The organism is Rhodococcus mengyinensis, assembly GCF_048381435.1.
Classification (GTDB): Bacteria; Actinomycetota; Actinomycetes; order Mycobacteriales; family Mycobacteriaceae; genus Rhodococcus_F; species Rhodococcus_F opacus_D.
Window position 1 is genome coordinate 130,341 of record NZ_JBLWIT010000127.1, and the last position, 24,200, is coordinate 154,540.

Annotated in this window: 27 protein-coding genes; 20 read left to right on the forward strand and 7 right to left on the reverse strand. The window is 67.4% G+C overall.

The genetic code is table 11. The features are described from left to right. Positions 1–41 precede the first annotated feature (41 nt). Positions 42–1,010, reverse strand: coding sequence for an SDR family oxidoreductase (locus tag ACNJ7E_RS29915; protein WP_418341644.1), 969 nt, complete (start codon positions 1,008–1,010; stop codon positions 42–44). Between ACNJ7E_RS29915 and ACNJ7E_RS29920 the strand changes: the two genes are divergently transcribed. From ACNJ7E_RS29920 to tuf, 14 genes are all read left to right on the forward strand, one after another. Continuing rightward, positions 988–1,779: a TIGR03084 family metal-binding protein gene (locus ACNJ7E_RS29920; protein ID WP_418341645.1), complete on the forward strand. Its 792-nt coding sequence runs from the start codon at positions 988–990 to the stop codon at positions 1,777–1,779. The genes ACNJ7E_RS29915 and ACNJ7E_RS29920 overlap by 23 nt on opposite strands. Next, complete coding sequence (locus tag ACNJ7E_RS29925) at positions 1,776–3,482, forward strand: acyclic terpene utilization AtuA family protein (protein ID WP_418341646.1); 1,707 nt, start codon at positions 1,776–1,778, stop codon at positions 3,480–3,482. Before ACNJ7E_RS29920 ends, ACNJ7E_RS29925 begins: the two co-directional genes overlap by 4 nt. Further along, positions 3,479–4,627 carry an acyl-CoA dehydrogenase family protein gene (locus ACNJ7E_RS29930; RefSeq protein WP_418341647.1) on the forward strand — a complete coding sequence of 383 codons (1,149 nt, stop codon included), beginning with the start codon at positions 3,479–3,481 and terminating at the stop codon, positions 4,625–4,627. The genes ACNJ7E_RS29925 and ACNJ7E_RS29930 overlap by 4 nt, the downstream gene beginning before the upstream one ends. Next, positions 4,624–6,222 carry an acyl-CoA carboxylase subunit beta gene (locus tag ACNJ7E_RS29935; protein WP_280779955.1) on the forward strand — a complete coding sequence of 533 codons (1,599 nt, stop codon included), beginning with the start codon at positions 4,624–4,626 and terminating at the stop codon, positions 6,220–6,222. Before ACNJ7E_RS29930 ends, ACNJ7E_RS29935 begins: the two co-directional genes overlap by 4 nt. 8 nt (positions 6,223–6,230) lie before the next feature. Further along, positions 6,231–8,270: an acetyl/propionyl/methylcrotonyl-CoA carboxylase subunit alpha gene (locus ACNJ7E_RS29940; protein ID WP_280779956.1), complete on the forward strand. Its 2,040-nt coding sequence runs from the start codon at positions 6,231–6,233 to the stop codon at positions 8,268–8,270. Then, entirely contained in the window at positions 8,267–9,457 is a 1,191-nt protein-coding gene (locus ACNJ7E_RS29945; protein WP_105418848.1) for an acyl-CoA dehydrogenase family protein, read from the forward strand. The genes ACNJ7E_RS29940 and ACNJ7E_RS29945 overlap by 4 nt, the downstream gene beginning before the upstream one ends. Next, the gene (locus tag ACNJ7E_RS29950) at positions 9,457–10,257 is read left to right on the forward strand and encodes an enoyl-CoA hydratase family protein (protein WP_418341648.1); all 801 of its coding nucleotides are present in this window, start codon (positions 9,457–9,459) and stop codon (positions 10,255–10,257) included. The genes ACNJ7E_RS29945 and ACNJ7E_RS29950 overlap by 1 nt, the downstream gene beginning before the upstream one ends. A 59-nt stretch (positions 10,258–10,316) precedes the next feature. Then, entirely contained in the window at positions 10,317–10,958 is a 642-nt protein-coding gene (locus ACNJ7E_RS29955; protein ID WP_418341649.1) for a TetR/AcrR family transcriptional regulator, read from the forward strand. A gap of 38 nt (positions 10,959–10,996) precedes the next feature. Beyond that, a complete protein-coding gene (locus tag ACNJ7E_RS29960; protein WP_418341650.1) occupies positions 10,997–11,521 on the forward strand; it encodes a DUF3558 domain-containing protein in 525 nt (174 codons plus the stop codon). Between the two features lie 11 nt (positions 11,522–11,532). Next, on the forward strand, positions 11,533–12,072 hold the full coding sequence (locus ACNJ7E_RS29965; RefSeq protein ID WP_280779960.1) for a DUF3558 domain-containing protein: 540 nt from the start codon (positions 11,533–11,535) through the stop codon (positions 12,070–12,072). 362 nt (positions 12,073–12,434) lie between these two features. After that, on the forward strand, positions 12,435–12,809 hold the full coding sequence (rpsL, locus tag ACNJ7E_RS29970; RefSeq protein ID WP_005252198.1) for a 30S ribosomal protein S12: 375 nt from the start codon (positions 12,435–12,437) through the stop codon (positions 12,807–12,809). Beyond that, positions 12,809–13,279, forward strand: a complete 471-nt coding sequence (rpsG, locus tag ACNJ7E_RS29975) for a 30S ribosomal protein S7 (RefSeq protein ID WP_005252199.1) — start codon at positions 12,809–12,811, stop codon at positions 13,277–13,279. The genes rpsL and rpsG overlap by 1 nt, the downstream gene beginning before the upstream one ends. A gap of 161 nt (positions 13,280–13,440) precedes the next feature. Then, positions 13,441–15,543 carry an elongation factor G gene (fusA, locus tag ACNJ7E_RS29980; RefSeq protein ID WP_005258137.1) on the forward strand — a complete coding sequence of 701 codons (2,103 nt, stop codon included), beginning with the start codon at positions 13,441–13,443 and terminating at the stop codon, positions 15,541–15,543. A gap of 89 nt (positions 15,544–15,632) precedes the next feature. Further along, positions 15,633–16,823 (forward strand): elongation factor Tu, encoded by a 1,191-nt coding sequence (gene tuf / locus ACNJ7E_RS29985; protein ID WP_005252203.1) that lies wholly within the window; start codon positions 15,633–15,635, stop codon positions 16,821–16,823. 71 nt (positions 16,824–16,894) lie between these two features. Here the strand turns inward: tuf and ACNJ7E_RS29990 are convergent, their stop codons facing one another. Genes ACNJ7E_RS29990 through ACNJ7E_RS30015 form a run of 6 tightly spaced genes read right to left on the reverse strand, consistent with a single transcriptional unit; the run spans position 16,895 to position 19,695 of the window. Beyond that, positions 16,895–17,167: a YciI family protein gene (locus ACNJ7E_RS29990; RefSeq protein WP_280779961.1), complete on the reverse strand. Its 273-nt coding sequence runs from the start codon at positions 17,165–17,167 to the stop codon at positions 16,895–16,897. 34 nt (positions 17,168–17,201) lie between these two features. Next, the gene (locus ACNJ7E_RS29995; protein ID WP_009474621.1) at positions 17,202–17,777 is read right to left on the reverse strand and encodes an Asp23/Gls24 family envelope stress response protein; all 576 of its coding nucleotides are present in this window, start codon (positions 17,775–17,777) and stop codon (positions 17,202–17,204) included. Continuing rightward, positions 17,774–18,754 (reverse strand): DUF6286 domain-containing Asp23/Gls24 family envelope stress response protein, encoded by a 981-nt coding sequence (locus ACNJ7E_RS30000; protein ID WP_280779962.1) that lies wholly within the window; start codon positions 18,752–18,754, stop codon positions 17,774–17,776. The genes ACNJ7E_RS29995 and ACNJ7E_RS30000 overlap by 4 nt, the downstream gene beginning before the upstream one ends. Then, positions 18,747–18,926 (reverse strand): hypothetical protein, encoded by a 180-nt coding sequence (locus ACNJ7E_RS30005; protein WP_005252219.1) that lies wholly within the window; start codon positions 18,924–18,926, stop codon positions 18,747–18,749. The genes ACNJ7E_RS30000 and ACNJ7E_RS30005 overlap by 8 nt, the downstream gene beginning before the upstream one ends. Continuing rightward, positions 18,923–19,237: an Asp23/Gls24 family envelope stress response protein gene (locus ACNJ7E_RS30010; protein ID WP_280779963.1), complete on the reverse strand. Its 315-nt coding sequence runs from the start codon at positions 19,235–19,237 to the stop codon at positions 18,923–18,925. Before ACNJ7E_RS30010 ends, ACNJ7E_RS30005 begins: the two co-directional genes overlap by 4 nt. Next, entirely contained in the window at positions 19,234–19,695 is a 462-nt protein-coding gene (locus ACNJ7E_RS30015; protein WP_005252221.1) for an Asp23/Gls24 family envelope stress response protein, read from the reverse strand. The genes ACNJ7E_RS30010 and ACNJ7E_RS30015 overlap by 4 nt, the downstream gene beginning before the upstream one ends. Before the next feature lie 189 nt (positions 19,696–19,884). On the opposite strand from ACNJ7E_RS30015, the gene ACNJ7E_RS30020 reads away from it, so the two are divergent. The 6 genes from ACNJ7E_RS30020 (at position 19,885) to ACNJ7E_RS30045 (ending at position 24,200) form a co-directional block, all read left to right on the forward strand. Next, on the forward strand, positions 19,885–20,412 hold the full coding sequence (locus tag ACNJ7E_RS30020; RefSeq protein WP_418341651.1) for a hypothetical protein: 528 nt from the start codon (positions 19,885–19,887) through the stop codon (positions 20,410–20,412). A gap of 177 nt (positions 20,413–20,589) precedes the next feature. Continuing rightward, positions 20,590–20,925 carry a hypothetical protein gene (locus ACNJ7E_RS30025; protein ID WP_489686848.1) on the forward strand — a complete coding sequence of 112 codons (336 nt, stop codon included), beginning with the start codon at positions 20,590–20,592 and terminating at the stop codon, positions 20,923–20,925. An 11-nt stretch (positions 20,926–20,936) separates the two neighbouring features. After that, the gene (locus ACNJ7E_RS30030; protein WP_005252226.1) at positions 20,937–21,380 is read left to right on the forward strand and encodes a hypothetical protein; all 444 of its coding nucleotides are present in this window, start codon (positions 20,937–20,939) and stop codon (positions 21,378–21,380) included. Between the two features lie 117 nt (positions 21,381–21,497). After that, positions 21,498–22,673 (forward strand): acyl-CoA dehydrogenase family protein, encoded by a 1,176-nt coding sequence (locus ACNJ7E_RS30035; RefSeq protein WP_418341653.1) that lies wholly within the window; start codon positions 21,498–21,500, stop codon positions 22,671–22,673. A 9-nt stretch (positions 22,674–22,682) separates the two neighbouring features. Continuing rightward, the gene (locus tag ACNJ7E_RS30040; protein ID WP_280779967.1) at positions 22,683–23,810 is read left to right on the forward strand and encodes an acyl-CoA dehydrogenase family protein; all 1,128 of its coding nucleotides are present in this window, start codon (positions 22,683–22,685) and stop codon (positions 23,808–23,810) included. Between the two features lie 186 nt (positions 23,811–23,996). After that, positions 23,997–24,200, forward strand: coding sequence for a hypothetical protein (locus tag ACNJ7E_RS30045; protein ID WP_005252231.1), 204 nt, complete (start codon positions 23,997–23,999; stop codon positions 24,198–24,200).

Sequence of the window (24,200 nt, forward strand, 5' to 3'; positions counted from 1 at the left end):
TGTGAGCGCGGATTCGAGACCGTCCCAGTCTGTCATTGCGCTCAGATGCCGGTGCGCCGTACCAGTGCGTCGGTGGCGGACGGCGCGAACGTGCCGAGCACCCGGAACAGTTCGGCGTAACTGGGGAGCAGTTCGATCGGCCGGGTGCGCACGGCGGTGACGAACCATTCCGCCGCCTGCTCGGGAGTCAGGGCCGCCATCGCGTCGTAGTCCGTGGTGGGCGCGATCATCGGAGTCCGGACCAAGGGAAAGTCCAGGGTTGTCACGGAGATTCCGCGGTCGCGCACTTCGGCGCCGAGGCTTCGGCCGAACGCGCCGACGGCTGCCTTGGACGCGTGGTAGGCGGAGAACTTGGGCATCACGCCGGCGGGTACTCCCCACGTCGCGACGTTGATGATGTGGCCCTCGCGGCGCTCGATCATCGACGGGAGCAACGCGAGGGTCAGCCGCGTCGAGCCGAAGTAGTTGACAGCCATGGTGCGTTCGAAGTCGTGGAATCGGTCCAGCGAGTCCTCGACCGTCCGCCGGATCGACCGCCCGGCGTTGTTGACGAGTACATCGACTGGGCCGATCTCCCCGAGCACTCGAGCGACGAGGGCGTCGACGGACTCCGGGTCCGTGAGGTCGCAGGGGACGGCGTGCGCGTCGCAACCGGACCGCAGGATGTCGTCGCGCACGGACTCGAGGGCGTCGGAGCCGCGGGCCACGAGGACCACCTCCGCGCCGAGGGCGGCGAGCCGGCGTGCGGCCGCTTCCCCGACCCCCGAGGAACCACCGGTGACGAGGATCCGTTTCCCGGCGATGCGGTGGCCGGTTCCCGGTACGACTCGGGCGGCCAGTGCGCGCGGGGAGGGGAGGGGGTTGAGCGCGGCATGGGTGAGCAACTGTCGTATCACGTGACCAGCGTGGCAGCTCGCCGGACGATCCGCAGCCAAATAACAATCAATCGTGCTTGCTTTTTTATCGGGCCGGTGTGATGCTGGTCGCATGGCTGAACTGCAGAGGTTCATCGACGACTTGTGCGCCGAGAGCGATTCACTGGATGCCCTGGTCGCCGACCTCCCCGACTCCCGCTGGGCCGATCCGACACCGGCCGAGGGCTGGACCGTCGCCCACCAGATCGGACATCTGCTGTGGACCGACGAGGCCGCCCTCCTGGCGATCACCGACCCCGACGGCTTCACCGAGCAACTGACGGTGGCCGCCTCGAACCCGGCCGGCTTCGTCGATGCCGGCGCCGAGGAGCACGCCCGGCGGCAACCTGCGGAACTGCTCGAGGCCTGGCGCTCGGCCCGGGCTCGACTCGCGGAGGCTCTCCTGGCGGTGCCGCCGGGACAGAAGATCCTCTGGTACGGCCCGCCGATGAAGGCGGCCTCGATGGCCACCGCCCGGTTGATGGAGACGTGGGCGCACGGCCAGGACGTCGCCGACGCGCTCTCGGTGCCGCGCACACCCACCGAGCGGTTGAAGAGCATCGCCCACCTCGGTGTCCGCACCCGCGACTTCGCCTACGCCGTCAACGAACTCGCCCCACCCGCGGAGGAGTTCCGCGTCGAACTGACCGCCCCCGACGGAGTGTCCGTCTGGACGTGGGGACCCGAGGATGCCGCGCAGAAGGTCACCGGGCCCGCCGAGGACTTCTGCCTTCTCGTCACCCAGCGCGCGAACCGAGCCGATCTCGCTCTCGAGGCCACCGGTGCGGATGCGGACGCGTGGCTGAACATCGCTCAGGCCTTCGCGGGCCCCGCGGGCGGCGGCCGCGAGGCGGGAACCCGATGACCGTGCGGATCGGCAACTGCTCCGGCTTCTACGGCGACCGCCTGTCGGCGATGCGCGAGATGCTCGAAGGCGGCGAGCTCGACTATCTGACCGGCGACTATCTCGCCGAACTCACCATGCTGATCCTCGGTCGCGACCGCATGAAGGACCCGAACCGCGGCTACGCGAAGACTTTCCTCCGTCAGGCGGAGGACTGCCTCGGGCTGGCCCTGGACAAGGGTGTCCGCATCGTCGCCAACGCCGGCGGGCTCAACCCGGCCGGTCTCGCGGACGCGTTGCGGGAGGTCACCGACAAGCTGGGGTTGCAGGCGACGATCGCCCACGTCGAAGGCGACGACCTGATCGGCCGGGCCGCCGAACTGGGGCTGGGCAGCCCGCTGACCGCCAACGCCTACCTCGGCGCGTGGGGCATCGTCGAATGCCTGAATGCCGGCGCCGACGTCGTCGTCACCGGGCGTGTCACCGACGCGTCCGTCATCGTCGGCCCGGCGGCCGCGCACTTCGGCTGGCAGCGAGACGCTTTCGACCAGCTCGCCGGCGCCGTGGTGGCGGGGCACGTCATCGAGTGCGGCACCCAGGCGACGGGCGGCAACTACGCGTTCTTCACCGAGATCGACGACCTCGACCGTCCCGGATTCCCGATCGCCGAGATCGACTCGGACGGATCGTCCGTCATCACCAAGCACCCCGGGACCGGTGGCGCCGTGAACGTCGGCACCGTCACCGCGCAGTTGCTGTACGAGATCACCGGTGGCCGCTACGCCGGTCCCGACGTGACCGCGCGGATCGACTCCGCCGCACTGTCGCAGGACGGACCCGACCGCGTGCGCATCAGTGGCGTCGTCGGGGAGGCACCGCCGCCGCAGCTCAAGGTGTCGCTGAACACGCTCGCGGGATTCCGCAACGAGGCCGTGTTCGTCCTCACCGGCCTCGACATCGATTCCAAGGCTGCCCTGGTGAAACGGCAGCTCGAGGGGTGGCTTCCCACGCGGCCGGCCGAACTCGACTGGTCGCTCGCCCGCACCGATCACCCGGACGCCGACACCGAGGAGGCCGCGAGCGCGCTGCTGCGCTGCGTGGTCCGGGATTCCGACGCCAACGCGGTCGGACGCGGATTCTCCTCCGTCGCAGTCGAAATGGCACTGGCGAGCTACCCGGGATTCACGCTGACGGCGCCGCCCGGGCAGGGGCAGCCCTACGGCGTGTTCACCCCGGGATACGTGTACGCCAAGGAGGTGCCGCACGTCGCGGTGCTGCCGGACGGAACGCGCGTCGACATCGAACCCGCCACCGACGTCCGCGAACTCGAGGACGTCGCGGAACCCGCACTCCCGGAGCCGCGGGGCGCCGAACCCACGGTCCGGGTGGCGCTCGGCACCATCGCCGGAGCGCGCAGTGGGGACAAGGGCGGCAACGCGAACGTCGGTGTGTGGGTGCGTACCGACGAACAGTGGCGGTGGCTGGTCCACGCCCTGACCGTCGACGAAGTCAAGCGCCTCCTCCCGGAGGCCGCCGACCTCACCGTCACGAGATATGTGCTGCCGAAACTGCGCGCCGTCAACTTCGTGATCGAGGGAATCCTCGGGCAGGGCGTCGCGTCCCAGGCCCGGTTCGACCCGCAGGCCAAGGGGCTCGGCGAATGGCTGAGATCCCGGCACCTCGACATACCGGAAGCACTTCTTCCCGAAGGGACAACGTTGTGAGCGTGTGGGACACACCCGAGCGGCAGGAACTGCGCAAGACGGTGCGCAGCTTCGTCGAACGACAGATACTGCCGCACCTGGACGAGTGGGAACGCGACGGCGAACTGCCCCGCGCGCTGCACCGGGAGGCCGCCGAGCTGGGTCTGCTCGGCGCCGGCTTCCCCGAATCCGTCGGAGGCGAGGGCGGTGACCTCGTCGACGCGGTACTGATCTGCGAGGAATTCCACCAGGCGGGTGCATCGGGTGGCGCGTTCGCTTCCCTGTTCACGTCGGGAATCGCGCTGCCGCACCTCGCAGCGGCCGGTGACCCGGAGCAGATCGAGAAGTGGGTCCGCCCCACCCTGCGCGGCGAGCTCATCGGCTCCCTCGCCATCACCGAACCCGGCGGCGGTTCCGACGTCGGGCATCTGCGGACCACGGCGGTCCGCGACGGCGACCACTACGTCGTCAACGGATCCAAGACGTTCATCACGTCCGCTGTCCGGGCCGACTTCGTGGTCACCGCCGTCCGCACCGGCGGTCCCGGCGCATCGGGGCTCTCCCTGCTCGTGATCGAGAAGGGCACACCGGGCTTCGAGGTGGCACGCAAACTCGACAAGATGGGCTGGCGTGCGTCGGACACGGCCGAGTTGTCGTTCGTCGACGCCCGGGTGCCCGCCGCCAACCTGGTCGGCGAGGAGAACAGCGGGTTCGCGCAGATCGCCCAGGCATTCCTCACCGAGCGCATCGCCCTCGCCGCGCAGGCCTATTCGAGCGCGCAACGGTGCCTCGACCTCACGCTGCAGTGGGTGCGCGACCGCGAGACGTTCGGCCGTCCGCTGATCAGCAGGCAGTCGGTGCAGAACACGGTCACGGAGATGGCGCGCAAGACCGACGTGGCCCGCGTCTACACCAGAGCGCTGGTGGAGCGTTCGCTCGTGTCGAACGAGGACTTCATCGCGGAGGTCTGCTTCGCGAAGAACACCGCCGTCGAGTCGGGCGAATGGGTGGCCAACCAGGCCGTCCAGCTGTTCGGCGGCCTCGGCTACATGCGGGAGAGCGAAGTGGAACGGCAGTACCGCGACATGCGCATCCTCGGGATCGGTGGCGGTACCACCGAGATCCTGACGGGGCTCGCGGCCAAGCGATTGGGGTATCAGTCATGACCACGTTGAAGTCCACGCTGGACACGAGTTCCGAAGAGTACACCGCGGCGGCGAAGGCCATGACGGACAAGCTCACCGAGATCGACACCGAGCACGCCAAGGCACTCGCTGGCGGCGGCGAGAAGTACACCGAGCGGCACAAGAAGCGCGGCAAGCTCCTCGCCCGGGAGCGCATCGAACTGCTCCTCGACCCCGACTCGCCGTTCCTCGAACTGTGCCCGCTCGCGGCGTGGGGCAGCGACTTCCCGGTCGGCGCCAGCACTGTCGTCGGTATCGGCGTGGTGGAGGGCGTCGAGTGCCTGATCGTCGCCAACGACCCGACGGTCCGCGGCGGCACCAGCAATCCGTGGACGTTGCGGAAGGGATTCCGCGCCAACGACATCGCCCGGCAGAACCGGCTCCCCGTCATCTCCCTCGTGGAATCCGGCGGCGCCGACCTTCCCACCCAGAAGGAAGTGTTCATCCCCGGTGGCCGCATGTTCCGCGACCTCACCCAGCTCTCCGCCGCGGGCATCCCGACCATCGCCCTCGTCTTCGGCAACTCGACGGCCGGCGGCGCGTACATCCCCGGCATGTCCGATCACGTCGTCATGATCAAGGAACGGTCCAAGGTGTTCCTCGCCGGACCGCCCCTCGTGAAGATGGCCACCGGTGAGGAATCGGACGACGAAACCCTCGGCGGCGCCGAGATGCATGCCCGCAAGTCCGGCCTCGCCGACTACTTCGCGGTCGACGAGCAGGACGCCATCCGGATCGGCCGCAGCATCGTCAAGCGCCTGAACTGGAAGAAGCAGGGTCCCGCGCCCCGGGCCGAGGTCATCGAACCGCTCGAGGACCCCGAGGAACTGCTCGGCATCGTCCCCGCCGACCTCAAGATCCCGTTCGATCCCCGCGAGGTGATCGCCCGCATCGTCGACGGCTCCGATTTCGACGAGTTCAAGCCGATGTACGGATCGTCACTCGTCACGGGCTGGGCCGAACTGCACGGATACCCGGTGGGCATCCTCGCCAACGCGCGCGGCGTTCTGTTCAGCGAGGAATCGCAGAAGGCCACCCAGTTCATCCAGCTGGCCAACCGCTCGCACACACCGCTGTTGTTCCTGCACAACACGACCGGCTACATGGTGGGCAAGGAGTACGAGGAGGGCGGGATGATCAAGCACGGGTCGATGATGATCAACGCCGTCTCCAACTCCACCGTCCCGCACATCTCGATCCTGCTCGGCGCGTCCTACGGCGCCGGCCACTACGGCATGTGCGGACGCGCATTCGATCCGCGCTTCCTGTTCGCCTGGCCCAGTTCCAAATCCGCCGTGATGGGTGGGGCGCAGCTGGCAGGTGTCATCTCCATCGTCAGCCGCGCCTCCGCCGAGGCCCGCGGGCAGGCGTTCGACGAAGAGGCCGACGCCGGCATGCGCGCCATGATCGAGAACCAGATCGAGGCGGAATCCGTGCCGATGTTCCTGTCCGGTCGCCTCTACGACGACGGCGTGATCGACCCGCGCGACACCCGAACCGTGGTGGGAATGTGCCTGTCGGCCATTGCCAACGCCCCGATCGAAGGCGCCGAGAACTTCGGCGTCTTCCGGATGTGAGGCCCGAAATGATCCAGTCCGTACTGGTTGCCAATCGCGGTGAGATCGCCCGCCGCGTCTTCGCCACCTGCCGCCGCGCAGGCATCGGGACCGTCGCCGTGTTCTCGGACGCCGACGCCCTCAGCCCGCACGTCGCGGAGGCCGACACCGCGGTCCGGTTGCCGGGCAACAGTCCCGCCGACACGTACCTGCGCGGTGACCTCGTCATCGAGGCGGCACTGCTCGCCGGCGCCGATGCCATCCACCCCGGCTACGGGTTCCTCTCCGAGAATGCGGACTTCGCGCGCGCCGTCCACGACGCGGGGCTGACGTGGATCGGGCCGCCCGCGCCCGCCATCGAGATGATGGGTTCGAAGGTGGAGTCCAAGAAGATGATGGCTGCCGCCGGAGTCCCGGTGCTGGCCGAACTCGACCCGGGCGCCGTCACCGAAGCGGACCTGCCGGTTCTCGTCAAGGCGTCCGCAGGTGGCGGCGGACGCGGCATGCGTGTCGTGCGTGAGCTCGCGGACCTCCCGGAACAGCTGGAAGGAGCCCGCCGCGAAGCGCAGTCGGCCTTCGGCGACCCGACCGTGTTCTGCGAGCGATACCTGGAAACGGGCAGGCACATCGAGGTCCAGGTGATGGCCGACCGGCACGGAACCGTCTGGGCGGTGGGGGAGCGTGAATGCTCCATCCAGCGTCGGCACCAGAAGGTGGTGGAAGAGGCGCCGTCGCCGTTGGTCGAAGCCGTCCCCGGGATGCGCGAGCGACTGTTCGAGGCCGCCCGGCTCGCGGCGAAAGCGATCGACTACGAGGGTGCGGGGACGGTCGAGTTCCTGGCTTCCGGTCGAGCGGAGCGAGGGGGAGATGACTCCGGTCGAGCGGAGCGAGGGGGAGACGACCCGGACGCGGGCGAGTTCTATTTTCTCGAGATGAACACCCGGCTGCAGGTGGAACACCCGGTCACCGAATGCACCACCGGCCTCGACCTCGTGGAACTGCAACTGCAGGTGGCGTCCGGGCAGGCGCTCGGCGCCGAATCGCCGGCGGTGTCCGGCCATTCCATCGAGGTCCGGTTGTACGCCGAGGATCCGGCGCAGAACTGGCAGCCACAGAGCGGACCGGTCCACCGCCTGGACCTACCCGAGAACGCGGTCGAATTCGACGTTCTCCGCACCCCGGGCATCCGCCTCGACTCCGGCGTGGTCGACGGATCCACCGTCGGCGTGCACTACGACCCGATGCTCGCGAAGGTCATCGCGTTCGCGCCCACCCGCACACAGGCGGCCACCCGGCTGGCCACGGCCCTGAGTCGTGCGCAGATCCACGGACTGCGCACCAACCGCGACCTCCTCGTCAACGTGCTCCGCCACCCGGCATTCCTCGCCGGCGACACGGACACCGCGTTCTTCGACACGCACGGGCTGGACGTGCTGGCCCGTCCGCTGGCCTCGGCCGACGCCGAGCGATTGTCGGCGCTGGCCGCCGCACTCGCGGACGCCGCGCACAACCGCGACGTCGCGACCGTGAACACCTCGCTGCCCAGCGGATGGCGGAACCTGGCGTCCGCACCGCAGAGCAAGACGTTCACGGGCGGAGGCGGTGACCTCGAGATCCGGTACCTGCTCACCCGGTACGGGCTGAAGGCCGAGGGCTTCGACGACGTCGCGCTCGTGTCGGCCACGGCGCGGCACGTCGCACTGGACGTCGCGGGGCTGCGCCGCTCGTTCGCGGTGTCCCGGTACGGGGACGACGTGTTCGTCGACTCCGCCCTGGGCCCGGTGAGCCTGCACGCCGCACCGCGATTCACCGATCCTAGCGCCGTCGTCGCCGAGGGGTCGCTGCTCGCGCCGATGCCGGGTTCCGTCATCCGCCTCGGCGCCGCGGCCGGCGACACCGTGACCGCCGGTCAGCCGATCGTGTGGCTCGAGGCGATGAAGATGGAACACACGATCAAGGCACCGGCCTCCGGTGTCCTCACCGAACTTTCCGTGACCGCCGGTCAGCAGGTCGACGTGGGAACGGTCCTTGCAGTAGTCGAAGCAGCGCAGCCTGGAGGAGAACTATGAGCTTCATCGAGACCGAAGAACAGAAGGAACTCCGCGCCTCCGTGTCGAGGCTCGGGGAGCGGTTCAACTACATCGACTACGTGCTGCCCCGGGCGCGGCGCAGCGAACCGCTGACCGAATTGTGGAACGAGGCGGGCAAACTCGGCTTCCTCGGCGTCAATCTCCCCGAGGAATACGGGGGCGGCGGGGCAGGCATCTACGAACTCGCCCTCGTTCAGGAAGAGCTCGCGGCCCACGGCGCCGGCCTCCTGCTGGTGGTCGTGTCGCCGGCCATCTGCGGCACGATTATCGGCAAGTACGGCACCGAGGAGCAGAAGCAGGCCTGGCTCCCCGGCCTCGCCGACGGTTCGAAGATCATGGCGTTCGGCATCACCGAGGCCGACGCGGGTTCGAACTCGCACCAGATCACGACCACCGCGCGTCGGGTCCGGTCGAGCGAAGCGAGGGGTGATGGTCAAGCTGAGGACTGGCTGCTGTCGGGGAACAAGATCTACATCTCCGGGGTCGACCAGGCCGACGCCGTGCTGATCGTCGCGCGGACCGAGGACTCGAAGACCGGCAAGCTGAAGCCTGCACTGTTCATCGTCCCCACCGACGCCGAGAACTTCGTGAAGACGCCGATGGAGATGGACATCGTCGAGCCCGACCACCAATTCATGCTGTTCCTCGACGACGTCCGGCTGCCCGCCGACGCGCTCGTCGGCGAGGCCGACGCGGCGTTGATGCAGCTGTTCGCGGGTCTCAACCCCGAACGCATACTCGGCGCCGCCATGGCGATCGGCATGGGCCGGTACGCGCTGGACGCCGCGGTGCGGTTCGCGAAGGAACGCACGGTGTGGAAGGAGCCGATCGGCGCGCACCAGGGCATCTCGCATCCGCTGGCGCAGATCAAGATCGAACTCGAACTCGCCAAGCTGATGATGCAGAAGGCGGCCGTCCTCTACGACAGCGGCGACGACTTCGGCGCCGCCGAGGCCGCCAACATGGCCAAGTACGCCGCCGCCGAAGCCAGCATCAAGGCACTCGACCAGGCTGTCCAGACGCACGGTGGCGCGGGCCTGACCAAGGAATACGGTCTCGCGGCGATGCTCGGCGCGGCACGCATCGCCCGTGTGGCCCCGGTGAGCCGGGAAATGATCTTGAACTTCGTCTCCCAGCACTCGCTCGGGCTGCCGAAGTCGTACTGATGTCGAACGGACAGCACATGACCGACGTGGAGACCGACCGGTACGTCCGGTACGAGGTGAACCGGGGGTTCGCCACCCTCACCCTCGATTCGCCCCACAACAGGAACGCGATCTCCGGCAGGCTCGTGGACGAACTGCTGCAGGGATTGCGGGACGCCGCCGCGGACAACGACGTCCGCGGCGTCGTCCTCACCCACACCGGCGGCACGTTCTGCGCCGGGGCGGATCTGAGTGAGACGTCCGGCGACGTCGGCTCGCGGACCCGGCAGATGGCCGACCTGCTGCGGGCCATCGTCGAGTTGCCCAAGCCGGTGATTGCCCGGATCGACGGTCACGTCAGGGCCGGGGGCATGGGATTGGTCGGGGCCTGCGACATCGCCGTCGCCGGCCCGCGCAGCACGTTCGCGCTCACCGAGGTCCGGCTCGGACTTGCCGCGTCGATCATCTCGTTGACGGTGCTGCCGCGTATCGATTCGCGCGCGGCGAGCCGCTACCTCCTCACGGGCGAGAAGTTCGGTGCCCACGAGGCGGAGGCCGTCGGGCTGATCAGCGAGTCCGCCGAGGATCCCGAGGACACCGTCGAGGAGTTGCTGGACCAGTTGCGGCAGGCGTCGCCGCAGGGTCTGGCCGAATCGAAGACCCTGACGACGCGAAGTGTGCTCGCCGATTTCGACCGCTACACCGACGAGCTGACCGCCCAGTCGGCGAGGCTGTTCGAATCCGAGGAGGCGCGGGAGGGCATGATGGCGTTTCTGCAGAAGCGGCCGCCGAGATGGGCCTCCGGCCCCGCGCGTGGTTGACGAGTCTCTGGACTCGTCACCCGCTCACGGGCGCGCAGCGCGACGAGAGGAAGTGACACATGACCCGCGAACCGAAGCAGGACCGTAGCCGGGTCACGCGCGGGCATCTCCTCGAGGTCACCATCGACTGCCTCGCCGAGCTGGGCTGGGGTGCCACCACGGTGAGTCTCGTCGCCCAGCGCGCCGGGGTGTCCCGCGGCGCGACCCAGCACCATTTTCCCACCCGCGAAGACCTCATCACCGCGGCGCTCGAGGTCATGTTCGACGCGCGGATGGAGCAGGCGCGGCGCGAGGCCACCGATCTGCCGACCGGGGAGGGACGCACCGAGGCGGTGGTGTCGCGGCTCGTCGACTACTACACGGGCACCCTGTTCAAGGCGGCGCTGCAGGTCTGGACGGCCGCCGCAGCCGACCCCGAACTCCGGGCCCGGATCGTGCCGCTCGAGGAGCGGTTCGGGCGGGTCGCGCACCGCACCGCCGTCGAACACTTCGGGTTCGACGACGCCGACCCGGTGGCGCACCGGCTCGTCCAGGCCACCCTCGATCTCGCCCGCGGACTCGGTCTGGCCGACGTGCTCACGGACGACTCCAAACGACGGGCGGAGATCGTGCGGCAGTGGGCGGCGCAGCTGGACGCGGCACTACCGCGGAGCGGTGAATCGGTAGAGCCGCGGAGCCTCGACGTGGCCGTTCTCGACTGACCGGGCAAAGAGCGCGGGGATCGGTAGAGTCACCGACCATGGGCCGGAAATGGGGAGCGCTCGTCCTGATCACCGTCGCGGCCGGTCTGGCCGGCTGTGGGGGAGACAGAGACGATTCCGGTACCGAACCCCCCGCGCAGCAACTCCCGCAGGTGACCGATCCGGGCCCGTTCTTCGGTCAGTGCGGTTCGGTCACCGACGACGAGGTGGCGAAGGCGTTCGGGATGCCGACCTTCACCGGCGTGACGCGTAATTCCGTCGGCTGCGAGTGGGAAACCGCGGGTATAGGCGGTCCCAGCGTGACGTTCTCCTGGTACCGCGGCAGCCCCATCGGCCGCGAGCGGGCGGGTTCCGAGCTGATCGGCAGGCCGGCCACCGACATCGACATCCAGGGGCATCCCGGATTCATTGCGTCGTCCGAAGGAATTCTGTGCGAACTCGGTGTGGAGTTCGGGGGTGACTTCGTGCACTGGTCGGTGATGTACGCGGATGCGCAACCCGCGGCGGATCCGTGCACGGTGGCGCGCGATCTCGCCGAACTCAGCGTGTCGAGGGCCAAGTGAGCGGGGGAGTGATGAGCAGCGGGACGTGGCGTGCGGTGCGGGTGCTGGCCGCGGCCACCGCGGTCGGGCTGATCGCGGGGTGCGGGTCGACGATCGAGGGCTCACCCAGGGCTGAAGGGGCGTCGCCGTCCGGTGACACCGAACAGTTCACGGCCCTGCTGGAGGAGTGCAACGCCGTCGCCGACGAACAGATCGCCCAGACCGTCGGCGCCGACGCCATCGAACGGGGTTTCTTCGGCGCGATCTGCCGCTGGGACGCGGTCGGCGCCAACGGTCCCGTGAAGGTGACGTTCAACTGGTTCGAGACGGGTTCCCTCGACACGGAGAAGTCGACAGGCGAGAAGCTCGGGTACACCGTGGAGTCCTCCACCATCCAGGGCCGCAAGGCCGTGGTGATGCGTCCCCCCGGCGATCCGGGGGCGTGCGGAGTGACGGTCGGATCTCCCTCCGCAGGCGTCGTCGGCTGGTGGGTACAGTTCCAGACGGGGGCGGCAGACCCGTGTGAAGCGGCATCGACGCTTGCGGATCTGACGCTCAATCTGAGTAGTTGATGTGCCCGTGTCCGTACCGACAGCTCCGAGCGGTACCCCACATCGCAGGTCAGCCCTTACCACTGCCAACCCACTTTGACCTTCCGGCGCGCCGCCGGGTATCGTTGTGGGTCGTGTCCGGCATGCCCGGGCCGATCTGTGTGCCTAGCGAGGTATTGCCGTGCGCGCGTTCGTGCAGATTTCTGCATGGAACGAGCATCCGGCTGCCTGTGTGGGGGTATGCGACACACCCGACCTCGGGTGCAGCTCGAGGTGCGGGTGAGGGGCAGCAGCTCTCTTGCCCCAACTGCTAGATCCCTAATTTCAGAACAGCCAAGGTTGCTTGTCCAGAGCAGTCTGTTCAACACGAAGAAAGCCGGTAAATGCCAACCATCAACCAGCTGGTCCGCAAGGGCCGCCGCGACAAGACCGCGAAGGTCAAGACGGCAGCCCTCAAGGGCAGCCCGCAGCGTCGTGGCGTGTGCACCCGCGTGTACACCACCACCCCGAAGAAGCCGAACTCGGCGCTCCGTAAGGTCGCGCGTGTGCGCTTGACCAGCTCCGTCGAGGTCACCGCTTACATCCCGGGCGAGGGTCACAACCTGCAGGAGCACTCGATGGTGCTCGTCCGCGGTGGTCGTGTGAAGGACCTCCCCGGTGTGCGCTACAAGATCATCCGTGGCTCGCTCGATACCCAGGGTGTCAAGGGCCGCAAGCAGGCCCGCAGCCGCTACGGCGCCAAGAAGGAGAAGAGCTAATGCCACGTAAGGGCCCCGCTCCGAAGCGTCCGCTCATCAACGACCCGGTCTACGGTTCGCCCCTGGTGACGCAGCTCGTCAACAAGATTCTCCTGGACGGCAAGAAGTCCACCGCCGAGCGCATCGTCTACGAAGCACTCGAGCAGGCGCGCGAGAAGACCGGCACCGACCCGGTCGTCACCCTCAAGCGCGCACTGGACAACGTCAAGCCCGCCCTCGAGGTCCGCAGCCGCCGTGTCGGTGGCGCCACCTACCAGGTGCCGGTCGAGGTCCGTCCGGGCCGCTCCACCACCCTCGCGCTCCGCTGGCTCGTGACCTTCTCCCGGCAGCGCCGCGAGAAGACCATGGTCGAGCGTCTCGCCAACGAGCTCCTCGATGCCAGCAACGGCTTGGGTGCCGCTGTGAAGCGCCGTGAGGACACTCACAAGATGGCCGAAGCCAACAAGGCATTCGCCCACTACCGCTGGTGACGTCACGTCGGAGCAGTCACCTACCGTGACTGCTCCGGCGTCGTCGCACGTCGGGCCCCTACCGGGGACCGGCTGATCTACAACTCGAGACAATGGCCCCGCTGGTGGAACACCGGGGAGGCCGACACCCGATACACGAGCTACGAGCGGGGAAGAATCCTGTGGCACAGGAAGTGCTGACCGACCTGAACAAGGTCCGCAACATCGGCATCATGGCGCACATCGATGCCGGCAAGACCACGACCACCGAGCGCATCCTGTTCTACACCGGTGTCAACTACAAGATCGGTGAGACGCACGACGGTGCCTCGACCACGGACTGGATGGAACAGGAGAAGGAACGCGGCATCACGATCACCTCTGCCGCGGTGACCTGCTTCTGGAACAACAACCAGATCAACATCATCGACACGCCGGGCCACGTCGACTTCACCGTCGAGGTGGAGCGTTCGCTCCGCGTGCTCGACGGCGCCGTCGCAGTGTTCGACGGCAAAGAGGGCGTCGAGCCCCAGTCGGAGCAGGTGTGGCGTCAGGCCGCCAAGTACGACGTTCCGCGCATCTGTTTCGTCAACAAGATGGACAAGATGGGCGCGGACTTCTACTTCACGGTCCAGACCATCATCGACCGCCTCGGCGCGAAGCCGCTCGTCCTGCAGCTGCCGATCGGCGCCGAGGACGACTTCGACGGCGTCGTCGACCTGGTCGAGATGAAGGCTGTCACCTGGCGTGGCACGGTCGCCATCGGCGCCGAGCCCACCATCGAGGAGATCCCGGCCGATCTCGCCGACAAGGCTGCCGAGTACCGCGAGAAGCTGCTCGAGACGGTTGCCGAGTCCGACGAAAAGCTCATGGAGAAGTACTTCGCCGGCGAGGAGCTCTCCGTCGAGGAGATCAAGGGCGCCATCCGCAAGATGACGGTCAACTCCGAGCTGTACCCGGTTCTGTGCGGTTCCGCGTTCAAGAACAAGGGCGTTCAGCCCATGCTCGACGCGGTCATCGACTACCTGCCGAACCCGCTGGACATCGGCGAGGTCCAGGGTCACGCCCTGGGCAACGAAGAAGAGATCCTCACGCGTAAGCCGAGCAAGGAAGAGCCGTTCTCGGCTCTGGCCTTCAAGATCGCTTCGCACCCGTTCTTCGGCAAGCTGACGTTCGTCCGCGTGTACTCCGGCCGGATCGATCCGGGCGCCCAGGTCATGAACGCGACCAAGGGCAAGAAGGAGCGCATCGGAAAGCTCTTCCAGATGCACGCCAACAAGGAGAACCCGGTCGACGAGGCCGTGGCCGGCCACATCTACGCGATGATCGGTCTGAAGGACACCACGACCGGTGACACCCTGTGTGCACAGGACGCCCCGATCGTGCTCGAGTCCATGAGCTTCCCGGACCCGGTCATCCAGGTCTCGATCGAGCCCAAGACCAAGTCCGACCAGGAGAAGCTGGGCACCGCGATCCAGAAGCTCGCCGAAGAGGACCCGACGTTCTCCGTCGAGCTCGACGAGGAGACCGGCCAGACCGTCATCGGCGGCATGGGCGAGCTCCACCTCGACATCCTCGTCGACCGTATGCGTCGCGAGTTCAAGGTCGAGGCCAACGTCGGCAAGCCGCAGGTTGCCTACCGCGAGACCATCACCAAGAAGGTCGAGAAGCACGACTACACCCACAAGAAGCAGACGGGTGGATCGGGCCAGTTCGCCAAGGTGATCATCGCGCTGGAGCCGTTCGTCGGCGAAGACGGTGCCACCTACGAGTTCGAGAACAAGGTCTCCGGCGGTCGCATCCCTCGCGAGTACATCCCTTCCGTGGATGCAGGCGCGCAGGACGCGATGCAGTACGGCGTTCTCGCCGGCTACCCGCTGGTGAACCTGAAGCTGTCGCTGCTCGACGGTGCTTACCACGACGTCGACTCGTCGGAAATGGCCTTCAAGGTCGCCGGTTCGCAGGCGCTGAAGGAAGCCGCCCGCAAGGCCGGCCCGGTCATTCTCGAGCCGCTCATGGCTGTCGAGGTCACCACACCCGAGGAATACATGGGTGACGTGATCGGCGACCTGAACTCCCGCCGTGGCCAGATCCAGGCCATGGAGGAACGCAGTGGTGCCCGTGTCGTGAAGGCGCTGGTTCCGCTCTCGGAGATGTTTGGTTACATCGGTGATCTGCGGTCGAAGACCCAGGGCCGGGCGAACTTCTCCATGGTGTTCGATTCCTACGCAGAGGTTCCCGCGAACGTCTCGAAGGAAATCATCGCCAAGGCGACCGGCGAGTAACCTCGGTTCCAGCCGGCCGAAGCACGACCCAGTAATAACAACCGCACTGCTGCATACCGCAAGCATCAATCAGTCCAGGAGGACACACAGTGGCGAAGGCGAAGTTCGAGCGGACGAAGCCGCACGTGAACATCGGCACCATCGGTCACGTCGACCACGGCAAGACCACGCTGACCGCGGCCATCACCAAGGTTCTGCACGACGCGTACCCGGATCTCAACGAGGCTTCGGCCTTCGACGAGATCGACAAGGCTCCTGAGGAGAAGGCTCGCGGTATCACGATCAACATCTCGCATGTTGAGTACCAGACCGAGAAGCGCCACTACGCGCACGTCGATGCTCCCGGTCACGCCGACTACATCAAGAACATGATCACCGGTGCGGCGCAGATGGACGGCGCCATCCTCGTGGTCGCGGCCACCGACGGCCCGATGCCCCAGACGCGTGAGCACGTGCTGCTCGCCCGCCAGGTCGGCGTGCCGTACATCCTCGTCGCCCTGAACAAGGCCGACATGGTGGACGACGACGAGATCATCGAGCTCGTCGAGATGGAGGTCCGTGAGCTCCTCGCTGCGCAGGAGTTCGACGAGGACGCTCCGGTTGTCAAGGTCTCCGCACTCAAGGCGCTCGAGGGCGACCCGGAGTGGACCAAGAACATCCTCGAGCTCATGGCTGCGGTCGACGAGTCCATCCCGGACCCGGTCCGCGAGACCGAGAAGCCCTTCCTCATGCCCGTCGAGGACGTCTTCACGATCACCGGTCGTGGCACCGTCGTCACCGGGCGTATCGAGCGTGGCGTGATCAACGTCAACGAGGACGTCGAGATCGTCGGCATCAAGGAAACCAAGACCAAGACCACGGTCACGGGTATCGAGATGTTCCGCAAGCTCCTCGACTCGGGCCAGGCCGGTGACAACGTCGGTCTGCTGGTTCGTGGTATCAAGCGCGAAGATGTCGAGCGTGGACAGGTTGTCGTCAAGCCCGGCACCACCACCCCGCACACCGAGTTCGAGGGCCAGGCGTACATCCTGTCCAAGGACGAGGGCGGCCGCCACACGCCGTTCTTCAACAACTACCGTCCGCAGTTCTACTTCCGTACCACGGACGTGACGGGCGTTGTGACGCTGCCCGAGGGCACCGAGATGGTCATGCCCGGTGACAACACCGAGATGTCCGTCAAGCTGATCCAGCCCGTCGCCATGGACGAGGGCCTGCGCTTCGCGATCCGCGAAGGCGGCCGTACCGTCGGCGCCGGCAAGGTCACGAAGATCAACAAGTGATCTAGCTCCACCAACGCCAATGGCGCTCACCCTCCGGGGTGGGCGCCATTGGCGTTTTCGGGGTGTGACACTCAGCGGTAGTTCAACGCATCCCATTCTCGGATGTCGCTGGGATGCGCGATGCCCTCGAGGACGAACGGGTCGCGGGCGATGAATTGTTCTGCGCGCTCGCGGCTGCTGAAGATCGCCATGGACCCGTTGCTCGCCGGGTCGTCGAACGGTCCGATACCGAGCAGCCCACCTTCCGCGGCGAACGCGTCGAGGTACTCCCGGTGTCGTGGATAGATCTCCGGAATCCTGGCGGCGGTGGTCGGATCGGTCGCGTAGAACACCACGTATTCCATGGCACCGAACCTACCGAGACCGGAACGCCGCGTGTCAGCTTTCGACGTGCACCGGGTGGTCGGCGCGGTCGAGGTGGAGCAGGACCTGGGTGGCGACCTCTTCACCGCCGAGGGTCGATGCGACCCAGGACGCGACGTCCTCGGATTTGCGGGTGAAGTCGTACAGGTCGAGCGTGGGGTCGGCGGTCACGACGATCGACAGGGTGGGGAGTCCGCGTTCGATGACGGCGCGAGCGCGTGTCTGCCGCACTCCGGGGTACTGCGCGAGTTCGCTGGCGACTCCGTTGGCGAGGGAGCCGAGGTCGACGGTGACGTAGGTGCCCGATTCGCGGTCCGGTACGGCGACGGGGGACGTGCGTCGCCGGGTGAGGTCCAGGGCGAGGAGCACGATCCCGAAGACCAGCCCCACGACGACCGTCGCGGCGAGCGCCCAGCCCCACCAGTCCTGGTCGGGGAGTGCGGTGACACGCGCGCGGTCGTACCGCGACACCCATTCGCGGACGATCGGAACATGCAGGTCCCAGGCCAGGGCGTACGCGCCGAATCCGAGGAGTGCGAGCCCGACGAGCAGGACGATGACCCGGTTGACGGCGGCGGTCCGATGTCTCACGGTTTCACCTGCACTCGGAGTTCGGGGGACGTGCCGAGCAGCGACAGCGTCGGTTCCACGGCCTCGCGGACGGAGATGGCCACGTCGCCGGCGGGTGTCGACTCGGTGCGCACCACGCGGACGGTGACGTGTTTGCGGTCGACCGTCGTGTGCGCCGACAGCACCCCGGGGACGGTCTTGGCGTGGCTACTGGAGTTGCGAGCGAGGTCGGTGGGGCGGAGCCAGACGATCGGGGTGTCACCGACTGCGAGCGGCAGGTGGGTGCGCGGCCGCGGTTTGAGGGCCGCGACGATGAACACGACCCCCAGCACGATCGCGCCTGCGGCGACGGGGACGATCCACTCGGACCAGTGCAGCCGGCCCAGCCATTGCACGGTGTTGCGGATCCAGGGCGCGTTGGCGAAGGTGCCGCGCATGATGAGCAGCTCACGCGCTGCGACGACCGCGAGACCGAGGGCTCCGACGGCGACGATGATCGCGGCGGGCACAGCGGCCGGGGTCGCGCGCGGCGTGCGTGGCCGGAGGGGCGCCACCGGGGTGGGCGGCACGGCCGGATCGCCCTGTTCGGAGTAACGGCCTTCGGTTGAACTGTCTTCGGGGGCGGCGGATTCCGTTCCGACGACCACGATGTTGAGTTCGATGACCGGCATGCCTGTCATCTGCTCGACCTGACGGTGCACCTGCGCGCGGAGCCGGCGGTTGACGAGGTCGAGGTGGCACGGCCACTGCACCGCGATGTACAGGTTGATCGCGACGGCGCCCGCTCCCGTCGAGACGTCGGCGCGGGGGAGTTCCCGCCCCGTCAGGCGGGACAGCCCACCGGACTGCTTGACGACGCCGGGTACCTGGAGTGCTGCGGCGACGGCGATCTTCACGACGGCGCGCTCCTTGATGACCAGTTCGCCGCGCAGGGCGGTGTCGTCGAGCGCCGCGTCGTCATGCGGACCGGCGGGGGGTGCGGTGAAGGGTTCAGCCACGGCCGCGGCTTCGGAGGATGGCGCCGAGATCGAGGTGGCCGTCGCGGTGCGCGCCGACGGCCATGCCCAGCGCGCCGAGGAGGACGGCGAAGACGAATCCGCTGAAACCACCGAGGATGCCGGCGATGGCGAGAAGTAACCCGACGATCAGGCCTGTGATTGTGCTGTTCATTGAGATTGTCCTGTCTCTGTCAGGAGATCTTCGATGGTCACGTCGACGGGGACGTCCACCAGCGATTCCACTGCGGCCCGCACTCTTTCGGCGGTGTCGACGACGTTGGCGGGGTAGCGAGCCGCGAGGTGGACGGCACAGGACGTGGGGCCGACGGTCACCCCGGTCACCCGGCGTCCGGGCAGGTAGGTCGCGACTTCACCGAACGCGCCGCCGTGCATCGCTGCCACTCCGGGGGTGGCGAGGACGGCGGCGACGATGCGTTCGGAGATGTCCTCGGCGTGGGTGTCCGATGGAAGTGGTCCGGTCACTGCACCCTCGGTTTGCCGTCGAGCTCGGACGCGGCCTCGGATTCGTCGAACAGCATGACGTCGAAGACGGTGATGTTCACTTCGGTCACTTCGAGCCCGGTCATGCGCTCGACGGCCGCGATGACGTTGCGCCGGATGCCGACCGCGAGTTCGTGCAGTGCGACACCGTATTCCGCGACGATGCCGATGTCGATTGCGGCCTGTTTCTCGCCGACTTCGACGGCGACACCCTGGGCGTGGTTGACGCGGGCGCCGGGGATCCGATCGCGGAGGGCGCCGACAGCGCGCGCGGTACCGCCGCCCACGTCGTAGACGCCGTTGATCTCACGGGTGGCGATCCCGGCGATCTTGGCGACCACGGCGTCCGCGATGATGGTCCGTCCCTCGGAACTGACGAGTTCCGGCGTCGCCCCGGCACCGAACTGCACGCGGCTGCGTGCCCCTGAATCGCTGGTCATCGTGGATCCCCTTCGAGTCGCCTGCCTTCTCCTCAACAGTAATGATCACCGACCGTACGCGGGGTCTCCCACGCGCCTTTCCGTCCGCGGATCCCGTGACGGGAGACACCCAAAAATATTTGATATGACTACCCGGTAGCATCTGACGTGATGCAGGTAACACAGATGCAGCCCGACGGAAGGAACCCCATGGCGGAAGAGCCCACCGGTGAGGACGCCGCTCCCCAGGCCCGGACGTCGGCCGTCACCGCGGGTGTGGTGGTTCTGGCCGTCCTCGCACTCGCGTTCGTCGCGGTCAGCGGCTACTTCGGCTACACACACCGGCAGGCGGCGCAGGAGGCTCAGCAGAGATCTGAGATCCTCGAAGCAGCGCGGCAGGGCGTCGTGAATCTGACGACGATGGACTTCGAGAAGGCCGACGAAGACGTGCAGAAGGTGCTCGACGGCTCGGCCGGAGAATTCCGCGACGAATTCGAAGCCCGATCCAAGGACCTCATCGCGGTCATGCAGGAGGCCAAGGTCAAGTCCCAGGGGGAGGTGCGCCAGGCTGCGATCGAGACGCAGAACGGCGACTCCGCGGACGTGCTCGTCGCGGTCGCGCAGAAGGTGTCCAATGCGGGCGGCGCGGCCGAGGAGCCGCGCGGTCAGCGGATGCGGGTGACGATGCAACTCGAGGACGGCACGTACAAGATCGTGAAGGCGGGGTTCGTGCAGTGAGTACCGACGCATCGCCGAAGTCCCGCAGACTCCTCCTGATTCTGGGCGCGCTCACCGTGGCCGCGGCCGTGCTGGCGGGGGGTTCTGTACTTCGCGCTCTACCGACCCGACCAGCGCGTCGACGACGCCGTCCGCGCCACCGTCACCGACACCGCTTCGCAGGGCGCGATCGCCCTGCTGTCCTACAAGCCGGACACGGTGGAGAACGACGTCGGCGCCGCGAAGGAACGCCTGACGGGGGAGTTCCTCGACTACTACACACAGTTCACGACGGACGTCGTCGTCCCGGCGGCCAAGGAGAGCCAGGTCGCGACCCAGGCGACGGTGGCCGCGTCCGGTCCGGTCGAGGTGGCGGCCGACACCGCGACGGTGCTGTTGTTCGTCAATCAGACCACCACCAGTGCGGCGAAACCGGAACCGGCGGCAACGGCGACGAGCATCACCGTCGAGCTCACCAAGTCCGGCGACAACTGGCTGATTTCGGGCTTCGATCCGGTTCAGTCGTCCGGGTAGCGTTGGCGCCCATGAGTACTCTTCGAGAGGTCGGCGACCGCGAGTCGTGGCGTTGCTGGCTGTGTGACGAACCGGTGGACCCCGACATGTCGGTCAACGATCCGCGTGGCCCCAGCATCGACAGCGTCGTCACCGCGAAGAAGGCCAAGGCGAAGGGCGGCGTCGAACGCCTCGCGCACCGGGCGTGCAACACCAAGAAGGGTGCCGTCAAACCGGTCGTGCCGTGGCCCGACCGGTTGTTCGTCGTCGATCCCGCCCCGATCATCGGTGTGGTCGAACAACTCGGCCGCAAGGGCGGACGGGTGGCGGTGGCGCGATGCCCGGGCAAATCGGACGCCGAGGACGCGGCGGAGTGGTTGCTCGACAGGTTGTCCCGTCTTGCACCGGAACTGAACGTCGAGACGCAGATCGACGCCGCCGGTGGTGCGTATCTGCTCGTCCTTCGCACCGCCTGACCCGTGAGTACTTGTTAACCGCGGGCGGTTAACAAGTACTCACGGGCGGCGGAGTCGCACGAGGGAGTAACGTCGGGAACAGAACATGAATCCGACCTCGAGTGCGAAGGAATTCCGATGAATCTGGCCTTGACCGACGAGGAGCTGGCGTTCCGCGACGAGATGCGAACGTTCTTCACCACGCAGATTCCGGCGGAGATCCGCGAGCGGTATGCGCGTGGTGAAGAAGTGGGGAAGGAAGGGTTCATCGAGTCCCAGCGGATTCTGAACGCCAACGGGCTCGCGACGCCGCACTGGCCGGTCGAGTGGGGCGGCCGCGACTGGACTCCGGTGCAGAAGCACATCTGGCTCGACGAACTGCAGCTCGCGTCGGTACCCGAGCCGCTCGCGTTCAACACCAGCATGGTCGGCCCCGTCATCGCGGCCTTCGGTTCGCAGGAGCAGAAGGAGAAGTTCCTTCCTCCGACCGCCAACCTCGACATCTGGTGGTGCCAGGGATTCTCCGAACCCGAGGCAGGCTCCGACCTCGCGTCGCTGAAGACCCGCGCCGTCCGCGACGGCGACGACTACGTGATCAACGGCCAGAAGACGTGGACCACCCTCGCGCAGCATGCCGACTGGATCTTCGTCCTTGCCCGCACCAACCCGGACGCCCCCAAGAAGCAGGCCGGCATCTCGTTCATCCTCGTCGACATGAAGACGCCCGGCGTCACGGTGCGCCCGATCAAGCTGATCGACGGCGGCTACGAGGTCAACGAGATCTTCTTCGAGGACGTGCGCGTGCCGGCCGAGAACCTCGTGGGCGAGGAGAACCAGGGCTGGAGCTACGCCAAGTTCCTGCTCGGCAACGAGCGCACCGGTGTGACCCGGCTGGGATTTTCTAAAGTCCGTCTCGCGCAGGCGAAGGAACGCGCAGCCGAGATCTCGGTCGGCGAGGGGACGCTGCTCGACGATCCGCTGTTCGCCGCCCGGATCGCCGAACTGGAGAACGAGATCATCGTGCTCGAACTCACCCAGCTGCGGGTGGTGGCCAGTTCGGCCGACGGCAAGCCGAACCCGGCGTCGTCGCTGCTGAAGCTGCGCGGGTCCGAACTGCAGCAGGCCACACTCGAACTGCTGACCGACGTCGCGGGACCCGACTCCCTGCCCTTCGCCGCAGGTGACGGCATCGCCTCGCCGCTCTGGGCGCAGCGGACGACTCCGACTTATCTGAACTACCGCAAGGTTTCCATCTACAGCGGATCGAGCGAAGTGCAGCGCAGCATCATCGCCTCCTCGATCCTCGGATTGTGAGGGCGTGACATGGACTTCGAACTGACCGACGAACAGAAACTGCTGCGCGACACCACCCGCGAACTGCTGGGCCGCAGCTACGACGCGGAGAAGCGCAACGCCGTCACCGACACCGAGCAGGGGTGGAGCCCGCAGGTGTGGAAGCAACTCGCGGAGGTCGGACTGCTGGGTCTGAGCTTCGACGAGGAAGACGGCGGAATGGGCGCCGGACCTGTCGAGGTCGCGTCGGTGATGACCGAGATCGGCCGCCGCCTCGCGCCCGAACCCGTCCTCGATGCCGTGCTCGTGCCCGGCGGCCTGATCGCTGCGGCCGGCAGCACGGAGCAGCGCCGCCGGATTCTGCCCGACGTGTCGGAGGGCAACCTCCTGCTGGCCTTCGCCGATCGGGAACCGGGGGTGCGCTGGCCGTCCACCCAGGTGTCCACGACCGCGAAGAAGGACGGCGACGCGTGGACCCTCACTGGTACCAAGAACCCCGTTCCGCACGGCGGTAGTGCGAACACCCTGGTCGTCACGGCGGCACTCCCGGACGGTGGGGTCGGACTGTTCCTCGTCGACGCCGATGCCAGCGGCCTGACCCGCACCGCCTACGCGACCCACGACGGATTGCGGGCCGCGCAGGTGGAACTGTCGGACACCCCGGCGGAGCCTCTCGGTGCGGGCGGCGACGCGTCGTCGGCGATCGAGAGCGCGCAGATCCGGGCGCAGGCGGCACTGTGTGCGGAGGCCGTCGGCGCGATGGAGGAAGCGCTGCGACTGACCACCGAGTACCTGAAGACCCGCAAGCAGTTCGGTGTACCGATCGCGAAGTTCCAGACGCTCACGCACCGTGCGGCCGACATGTACGTGCTGCTGGAACTGGCTCGCAGCATGAGTCTCTACGCGACGATGTCGCTGGCCGACGGAACCGTCGATCCGGTGGTCGCCTCCCGCGCCAAGCTGCAGATCGGCCGCTCCGCCCGCACGATCGGGCAGGAAGCGATCCAGATGCACGGCGGCATCGGCATGACGGCCGAGTATCCGGTCGGACACTACGTGAGCCGGCTGACGGCCATCGAGCACACCCTCGGCGGGTCCGACGACCACCTGCGGGTGCTCGCGTCGGCGACCACCCAGGGGACCATCAGCATCATCTAGCCGCCCCCGTGAGTACTTATTAACCGCCCGCGGTTAATAAGTACTCACGGGTCCAGGTCTCGGATTGGTATCGGAAAGAGCGTTTACGACGTGTCGCACAGGGACCCCAGTGTGACGCGGCTAACGTTCTGCGCGCACACCAGAACTCACGGGGGATGTACGTAATCTCGGTGAAGGAGCATTGCCATGGGGTCCGGTCCAGTCAAAGCGATCATGTGGAGCCTGCTTTTCGTGGGACTCGTCGGTGCGGGAGTCGGGATCTCCGAACTGCACGTTCCCTGGACGGTCGCATCGCTGATCGTCGCCTCGGTCTCCGGACTGGTCCTGCTCAGGATCCGCGCCGACGCGCACCCCGAACTGCACAGCGACCGCCGGATGGCTGCCGGCTGA

Excerpts from the sequence above, each read along its gene's own strand:
- ACNJ7E_RS29935 (WP_280779955.1), top strand. The coding sequence starts at position 4,624 with ATGACCACGTTGAAGTCCACGCTGGACACGAGTTCCGAAGAGTACACC.
- rpsG (WP_005252199.1), top strand. The coding sequence starts at position 12,809 with ATGCCACGTAAGGGCCCCGCTCCGAAGCGTCCGCTCATCAACGACCCG.
- ACNJ7E_RS30015 (WP_005252221.1), bottom strand. The coding sequence starts at position 19,695 with ATGACCAGCGATTCAGGGGCACGCAGCCGCGTGCAGTTCGGTGCCGGG.
- ACNJ7E_RS30020 (WP_418341651.1), top strand. The coding sequence starts at position 19,885 with ATGGCGGAAGAGCCCACCGGTGAGGACGCCGCTCCCCAGGCCCGGACG.
- ACNJ7E_RS29955 (WP_418341649.1), top strand. The coding sequence starts at position 10,317 with ATGACCCGCGAACCGAAGCAGGACCGTAGCCGGGTCACGCGCGGGCAT.
- ACNJ7E_RS30045 (WP_005252231.1), top strand. The coding sequence starts at position 23,997 with ATGGGGTCCGGTCCAGTCAAAGCGATCATGTGGAGCCTGCTTTTCGTG.
- ACNJ7E_RS29920 (WP_418341645.1), top strand. The coding sequence starts at position 988 with ATGGCTGAACTGCAGAGGTTCATCGACGACTTGTGCGCCGAGAGCGAT.
- ACNJ7E_RS29960 (WP_418341650.1), top strand. The coding sequence starts at position 10,997 with ATGGGCCGGAAATGGGGAGCGCTCGTCCTGATCACCGTCGCGGCCGGT.
- ACNJ7E_RS29965 (WP_280779960.1), top strand. The coding sequence starts at position 11,533 with ATGAGCAGCGGGACGTGGCGTGCGGTGCGGGTGCTGGCCGCGGCCACC.
- ACNJ7E_RS29990 (WP_280779961.1), bottom strand. The coding sequence starts at position 17,167 with ATGGAATACGTGGTGTTCTACGCGACCGATCCGACCACCGCCGCCAGG.
- ACNJ7E_RS30040 (WP_280779967.1), top strand. The coding sequence starts at position 22,683 with ATGGACTTCGAACTGACCGACGAACAGAAACTGCTGCGCGACACCACC.
- ACNJ7E_RS29945 (WP_105418848.1), top strand. The coding sequence starts at position 8,267 with ATGAGCTTCATCGAGACCGAAGAACAGAAGGAACTCCGCGCCTCCGTG.
- ACNJ7E_RS29925 (WP_418341646.1), top strand. The coding sequence starts at position 1,776 with ATGACCGTGCGGATCGGCAACTGCTCCGGCTTCTACGGCGACCGCCTG.
- ACNJ7E_RS29940 (WP_280779956.1), top strand. The coding sequence starts at position 6,231 with ATGATCCAGTCCGTACTGGTTGCCAATCGCGGTGAGATCGCCCGCCGC.
- rpsL (WP_005252198.1), top strand. The coding sequence starts at position 12,435 with ATGCCAACCATCAACCAGCTGGTCCGCAAGGGCCGCCGCGACAAGACC.
- ACNJ7E_RS29915 (WP_418341644.1), bottom strand. The coding sequence starts at position 1,010 with ATGAACCTCTGCAGTTCAGCCATGCGACCAGCATCACACCGGCCCGAT.
- ACNJ7E_RS30030 (WP_005252226.1), top strand. The coding sequence starts at position 20,937 with ATGAGTACTCTTCGAGAGGTCGGCGACCGCGAGTCGTGGCGTTGCTGG.
- ACNJ7E_RS30035 (WP_418341653.1), top strand. The coding sequence starts at position 21,498 with ATGAATCTGGCCTTGACCGACGAGGAGCTGGCGTTCCGCGACGAGATG.
- ACNJ7E_RS30005 (WP_005252219.1), bottom strand. The coding sequence starts at position 18,926 with ATGAACAGCACAATCACAGGCCTGATCGTCGGGTTACTTCTCGCCATC.
- ACNJ7E_RS29950 (WP_418341648.1), top strand. The coding sequence starts at position 9,457 with ATGTCGAACGGACAGCACATGACCGACGTGGAGACCGACCGGTACGTC.